Consider the following 6378-nt stretch of genomic DNA (forward strand, 5'->3'; position numbering starts at 1 on the left):
GTGCCGGACGCGGCGCTGCTACCACGCGCCGATCCAGGCGTTGCCCGCGGCGTCCTGGAACGGCGGCGGATTGGCGTCGGTCGCGATCACGAGGTCGTCGACATGGCAGTGGTTGTCGGGCGGCATCTCGTCGTTCCAGTAGGTGAAGAGGTAGAAGTAGTCGATCACGCCGCCCTCATCGGTGATCGTCGGCACGTCGGTGCGATCGAAGATCAGCACGTCGTCGCGCCAGATCCTCACTCGCGCGTCGCCGCCGTCGTCGACCGGCACGTCGTCGACGAAGAGGTACATCTCGTAGCGCTCCCAGGTGTCGCGGGGCAGGCTCTCGCCGTCGTAGACCGCCCACACGTCGTGGATCTCCTTGATCGTTCGCAGCACCGAGGTGGTCTCGTCGGCGCGGTCGACGTAGAGATCGTTGTAGCCGGCGTTGCTGCCATCGGCGGCGCGAGCATGCAGGCGCAGGAACTTCATCCACGGCGATGCGCTGAACTCGAACGCGCTGGGCCACCGCACCCATAGGCGCACCCAGACCTCGCCGCCGCGTGCGACGGCGGGGTCGATCGCGAGCACGCCGCCCCACTGACCGAACCCGCCACCGTCGCCGGCTGCGATCGCCATCCTCGCGGACTGCTGACCACGATGGGCGGCCTCGGTGGTCGCGGTCGTGCGGCCGGCGGCATCGAACGGCGCGAAGCCGCTCAGCGACGCGCCGTCGCCATAGCCCTCGAAGTCGTCGAAGAAGTACGGCACCCACTCGACCCCGGTGGTGCTGCTGCCCGCGTCGGTACCACTGTCGGCGGCGCCGGTGCTGCCCTCGGTGCCGCCGACGGCGGTGGTCGTGCCGGCGGCGGTGGTCTCCGCCCCGCCGCTGGTGCCGGTCTGGCCCGAGCTGCCCTCGGGGTCGAAGCTCGCGGCGGAGCCGGGGCCGTCGGTGCCGTCGTCGTCGTGCCCGCTGCTGCCGCAGGCGATCATCAGGGAGGCCAGGACCGACGCGATGGCGCGGGCGAGCGCAGGATCGTGCATGGGGGAGAAGACCCTCGGGGCGCCGTTCGGTTCACGCCCACGTCGCGGTTCGGCGCGACGGCCGACCGGCGGCTCGGCCCGCGAGCCCGCCTACTCGCCGATCTCGCGCAGCTCGGCGGCCCAGCGCTCGAGGTTGGTGCTGGTCTCGCGCAGCGTCTCGGGCGCGGCGTGGATCTCGTCGATGCGCTTGCGCAGCAGCTCCAGACCTCGCCGCAGCCGGCTACGCACCGTCCCCGGCGCGACGTCGAGCGCGATCTCGAGCTCGCGACCGCGCACGCGCTCGAAGTAGTAGAGCTCGATGGCGATCTGCAGGTCGACCGGCAGCGTGCGCAGGGCCTGCAGCAGCAGGCGTCGGTCGCTGCTCGCAGCAACCGCCTCGCTCGGCGAGACCCCGAGATCGGTGATCGACGAGACCCCGAAATCGGTCAGGTCCTGGGTCTTCATGCGCTTGCTCAGGTGATCGTAGAGCTTGGTGCGCGCGGCAGCGAAGAGGTAGCCGCGGAAGGCGTCGGCGTCACGGATCTGCTCGCGATGGCGCACACAGGCCATGAAGGTCTGCTGGATCAGGTCGTCGATGCCGTCGGCGACCTTGTTCTCGAAGAAGCGCCGGATGGGCTCGAAGTAGCGATCGATGAGCTCCCCGCCGGCCGCACGATCGCCGCCCTGCCAGGCCGTCAAGAGCTCCGCATCGGTCGCCACGCACGCCGATGATAGCATCCGCGATCAGAACGGCGAGAACCCAGTCTTCTAGGGGGCGCCGTGCTGGGGCTCCGGGCGCACCCGATGACGGCGGAACTCGAATCACTGCTCGAAGCGCTGGAATCCCCACCCTCGGAGCTCGATTCGCTCGAGGGCGCGCGGCTGCATCGGGCGGTCCGCGCCCGCCTGCTCGACGAGACCATCCCCGAGACCCGCATCGACCGCTACGTCGTGCTCGAGCGCCTCGGGGTCGGCGGCATGGGGGTCGTGTATGCCGCCCACGATCCCGAGCTCGACCGTCAGGTCGCGATCAAGCTCGTGCGCCACTGGGGCAGCGACCAGCGCGACGCCGACCAGCAGCGGCTCGTGCGCGAGGCACGATCGCTCGCGAAGCTCTCGCACCCCAACGTGGTCGCGCTCTACGACGTCGGCATGCACGGCGACCGCGTGTACCTGGTGATGGAGCGCGTGCGCGGGATCTCGCTGCGGCGCCACTTCGCCACAGGCGCGCGCGCGTGGACGGAGGTGCTCGCGTGCTACCTCCAAGCCGGCGAGGGGCTCGCCGCGGCCCACGGCGCGGGCATCATCCACCGCGACTTCAAGCCCGACAACGCGATCGTCGGCGACGACGCTCGGGTGCGCGTGCTCGACTTCGGCCTCGCCCATGGCGACGTGGGTGCGCCCATCACCAGCTCGACGAGCGGACTCGACCTGGCGATCGGAACACTGACGGCGACGGGCAAGGTCGCCGGCACGCCGGCCTACATGGCACCCGAACAGTTCGCGGGCGCCCCCGCCGACGCTCGCACCGATCAGTTCAGCTTCTGTGTCGCACTGTGGGAGGCATTGTTCGATCGGCGCCCGTTCCACGCGAGCACGGTTGCGCAGCTGAGCGAGGCCTTTCAACGCGGCGTCCTGCTTGCGCCCGCAGAGCCCGACCGCGCGCCCGCGTGGCTGCGGCGGGTGCTCGAGCGCGGCCTCGCGATCGACCCGGAGCGACGCTGGCCGAGCATGCGCGCGTTGATCGACGCCTGCACCACACCACCGCGTCGACGCCGGTGGTGGTGGCGAGGTCTCGGCATTGCCGGAGCCGCCCTCGCGCTGTCGTTCGGTGCGCTCGCGTGGCGAGACGCGCGTCGACGGGCGGCCTGCGAGGATGAGGCGGCGCGGCTCGCCGACGTGTGGACTCCCGAGGTCGCGGCCGGGGTCGCCGAGGCGTTCGCAGCCACCGAGCCCGCGCACGCCCGTGAGACCGCCGAACGCGTCGACCAGGTGTTGACCGGCGACATCGCAGCGTGGACACAGGCCCGCGCCGACGGTTGCCTTGCAGCGGTCGACGGCAAGCTCACGGCGGCGGCGTGGCAGCAACGAAGCTGGTGTCTCGACGAGCACCGCGCCCGGGTCGAGGCGCTCGCCGAGCTGCTGCAGACTCCGGATCGCGACGTCGTCAACGCGGCGCTCCGCATCGCCCACCAGCTGCCGTTGCCCTCGACCTGTGACGACGACGCGCGGCTCGCGAGACTGGCTGGCCTGCTCGACGCCGACGTCGACCGCGACGCCGTCGCCGGCCTACGGCGACGGATCGCGCGCGCAGGGCTGATCGCCGAGGCCGGGCGTCCCGACGCGGTCGCGAACGCCGAGGCCGTCCGCAACGACGCACAGCTGCTCGGTGATCCCATCTCGATCGCCGAGGCCGAGATCGCGATCGCCGGCGCCCAGCGGGCCCGTGGCGAGCACGCCCTCGCGGCCGAGGCCTACCAGCGCGCGTACTTCATCGCCGAGCCCATCGGCGCCGACGAGGTGGCGTTGATCGCAGCGACGCACCTGGTCGACACGATCGGCTACCACCTCTCGCGCGTGGAGGAGGGCCTGGGCTGGGCACGCCACGCCCAAGCGCTGCTCGAGCGCAGCGGCAACTCGCAGATGCAGGCCGCAGAGCTCGCGCATCGACTCGCCACCGTGCTCGACGCCAAGGGCGACACCCAAGCAGCGCGCGAGAGCTACGAGCGAGCGATCGCCCTGCGCACCGAGCTCGTCGGCCCGGATCATCCGGCGCTCGGACGCGATTGGGCCAACCTCGGGAAGCTGCTCGCCGAGCACCGCGACCTCGACCTGGCGCGCGCGGCGTTCGACGAAGCCGAGCGCATCTTCATCGCCGCGTACGGCCCCACGTCGCTCCAGCTCGCAGCGGTCTACGCCGGCCGCACGCGGGTCGCCCAGCTGGAGGATGACCTCGCAGCAATCGTCGACAACTGTGAGCGATCGCTGGCGATCGAGGAGGCGCTCTTGCCCGCCGATCACCCTCGCATCGCCGCGTCGCTCGGCCGACTCGCGCTCGCCAAGACCCAGAGTGGTGCGAACGACGAGGCGCGAAGCCTCTTCCACCGTGCCATCGCGATGCAGCGCCGGCAGGGCGGGTCTTCGAACCTGCGGCTGGCGAACTCCCTGGCCAATCTCGCGGTGCTGGAGCTGTACACCGAGAACTTCGCGCGCGCACGCAATCATCTCGACGAGGCACTGACGATTCGACGGGCGTTGCTGCCGCCGGAGCACGTCGACATCGCGATCGTGCTCGCGAGCCTCGGTGACGTGATGCTCGCGCAACGCGAGTTCGAGGCCGCGTTGCGCTACTACGAAGAGGTCCGCGCCCTCGCCCAGGGCACCGACCTGCGCACGCGACACGAGCTCGCGCGCGCGCGCATCGGCATTGGCTCGGTGCAGCTCGAGCTCGGACACCCCGAGCTCGCGCGCGAGCCACTCGAGGCCGCGCTCGCCGATCCCGAGGCCGAGGACTCCGATCCCATCGCGCGCTGCGAGCTGCGTCTGGGGCTCGCCCGCGCGCTGGCCGAGAGCGGCGCCGAGGGGCCCCGCGTGCAGACCCTCGCGCGCGAGGCCCAGGCGCTGTGTCGCGAGGACGAGGCGCGCGCGAAGCCCTACCTCGCGCAGCTCGCCGCGCTCACCGGCGACACGCCGCCCCCCGGTTGACGCGCGCGAAGGCGCGACCGCGTCAACCGGCCGGAGGATCGCGACCCGACGCCCCGGCGACGACCTCGAGCGGCTGCCGTCGCCACGACACACCGCCGCGATCGTCACGTAGCACCACCCACAGCACCGCCTCGCCGGGCTCCTGCGGCGCGGTCCAGGCGTTGCTGCTGCTGGGCTCGAGATCGTCGTCGGCGCGGCCGGTCCGCGCGGCGTCGAGCGTGCCGTCGGTGGCGTACCACGCGACCGAGATGGCCTCGCGACGCTCGTCGATCGCGAGCGCGACGGGATCGAAGCGGGCGTACCACTCGGCGCCACCGCAGCCGGCCCCAGTCGGGCAATCACCGGCGCACGCGCTGGCATCTTCATCGAGCGTGCAGGCTCCGTCGCCGCAGCGCGGCTGCGCGGCGCACGACGCCCAACGCACGCGCAGCTCCACGCGATCGCCCGGCTGCACGCGCAGCGGTTCATCCGGCGACAGCACCGGCGCATCGTCACCGCCATCGTTGCGCGCGAGCGCCTCGACCACCGGCGCGACGTTGTCGCGGTGGCGACGACGCAGCTCGGCGGCCTGCGCTGGAGTCGAGCCCGCGGTGCCGCAGTCGAGCCGCACGCCGAAGCCGGCGAGCTGCTCGTCGGCCTCGAGCAAGAGCGGCTGGTAGTAACCGCCGGTGAGGTCTGGATCCACTGCACGCGCCTGTGGCTCGCCCGGCTGCGCCGGTGGTGGATCGGGCCCGAACAAGCGACAGCCACTCGCGGGCAGCGTCGCAGCCACCGCGTCGCCGGTGCCGACCGAGACCCGCGCATCGGGATCGGCATCGATGCAGACCTGCGCGATCGGGCCAACCTCCGCGAGTGCGCGTCGTTCCCCGCACGACCACCACCGCAACGCGCTGGGATCGCGTTCGCCGTCGGGATCGACCCACAGCGCGTGCAAGGTCACCACGGCCCCCGGAGCGGCCTCGGCCGGCGTCGACGCCACCGCGAGCACGCGCGGCCCGTCGATGCGCGAGAGCTCGACGCGCACGGGGTCGTTGCAGGCCGCGAGCGCGAGCGCCAATGGCAGGACCCGCGTCAGAAGTCCCACTGCATCCCTGCGGCCGGCAGCACCGGAAAGCCCGAGATCACCCCGCGCCGCGAGTAGTCCGCGGCGTACACCAGCTCCTCGGCGTTGCGACGGTTCCACACGTTGAGCACCTCGACGAACAGCTCGAGCGCGCTGCGGCGGATCGCGAAGCGCTTGGCCAGGCGAGCATCGAGCTGGGCGAACACCGGCACGCGAATCGAGTTGTGCGCGCCGAACTCCGGCTGGTAGCGGTTGCGGCCGGCGTCGTACCACGCGCCCACCACTGGCGTGCGTGGGAAGCCGGTGGCGAAGCGCATGCGCGCGGCGAGCTCGAAGCCCCGCGGCAGTGACCACGCCAGCAACCCCGTCAGCACGTGGGTCTGATCATAGTCGGACAGGCGCCACGGTGTCGCGCTGCGATCGCGACGCTGCGCTCGCATGGCGGTGTACGCGATCCACCCGAAGACGTTCGCAGACAGCTCCTGGCGCAGCAGCACCTGTGCGCCGACCGTGCGGCCAGTGCCGCTCGGCACCAACGCCGATGCCGGCGGCGGTGCGGCGGCCGCGTTGCGCATCGCGAGCGCGCGGCTGTGCGTGTAGAAGCCGGT

The 6378-nt window shown here is 72.0% G+C and carries 5 protein-coding genes; 1 reads left to right on the plus strand and 4 read right to left on the minus strand.

Annotated features, from left to right (window positions below):
* Positions 1-18: 18 nt before the first annotated feature.
* On the minus strand, positions 19-1023 hold the full coding sequence (locus IPH07_23420) for a hypothetical protein (GenBank protein ID MBK6920370.1): 1005 nt from the start codon (positions 1021-1023) through the stop codon (positions 19-21).
* 90 nt (positions 1024-1113) lie between these two features.
* Positions 1114-1722: a sigma-70 family RNA polymerase sigma factor gene (locus tag IPH07_23425; GenBank protein MBK6920371.1), complete on the minus strand. Its 609-nt coding sequence runs from the start codon at positions 1720-1722 to the stop codon at positions 1114-1116.
* A gap of 84 nt (positions 1723-1806) precedes the next feature.
* On the opposite strand from IPH07_23425, the gene IPH07_23430 reads away from it, so the two are divergent.
* Positions 1807-4707 carry a serine/threonine protein kinase gene (locus IPH07_23430; protein ID MBK6920372.1) on the plus strand — a complete coding sequence of 967 codons (2901 nt, stop codon included), beginning with the start codon at positions 1807-1809 and terminating at the stop codon, positions 4705-4707.
* A 22-nt stretch (positions 4708-4729) separates the two neighbouring features.
* On the opposite strand, the gene IPH07_23435 is transcribed toward IPH07_23430, so the two are convergent.
* Positions 4730-5791, minus strand: coding sequence for a hypothetical protein (locus IPH07_23435; GenBank protein MBK6920373.1), 1062 nt, complete (start codon positions 5789-5791; stop codon positions 4730-4732).
* Positions 5779-6378 (minus strand): ligand-gated channel protein (locus IPH07_23440; protein MBK6920374.1); only part of this gene is annotated, 600 nt, incomplete at its 5' end. The genes IPH07_23435 and IPH07_23440, both read right to left, overlap by 13 nt.

This window comes from Deltaproteobacteria bacterium (genome assembly GCA_016709225.1).
Lineage (GTDB): Bacteria > Myxococcota_A > Polyangia > Nannocystales > Nannocystaceae > Xiheibacterium > Xiheibacterium phototrophicum.

Coding starts and splice junctions, on each gene's coding strand:
- IPH07_23420 (MBK6920370.1), bottom strand. CDS start 1,023: ATGCACGATCCTGCGCTCGCCCGCGCCATCGCGTCGGTCCTGGCCTCC.
- IPH07_23430 (MBK6920372.1), top strand. CDS start 1,807: ATGACGGCGGAACTCGAATCACTGCTCGAAGCGCTGGAATCCCCACCC.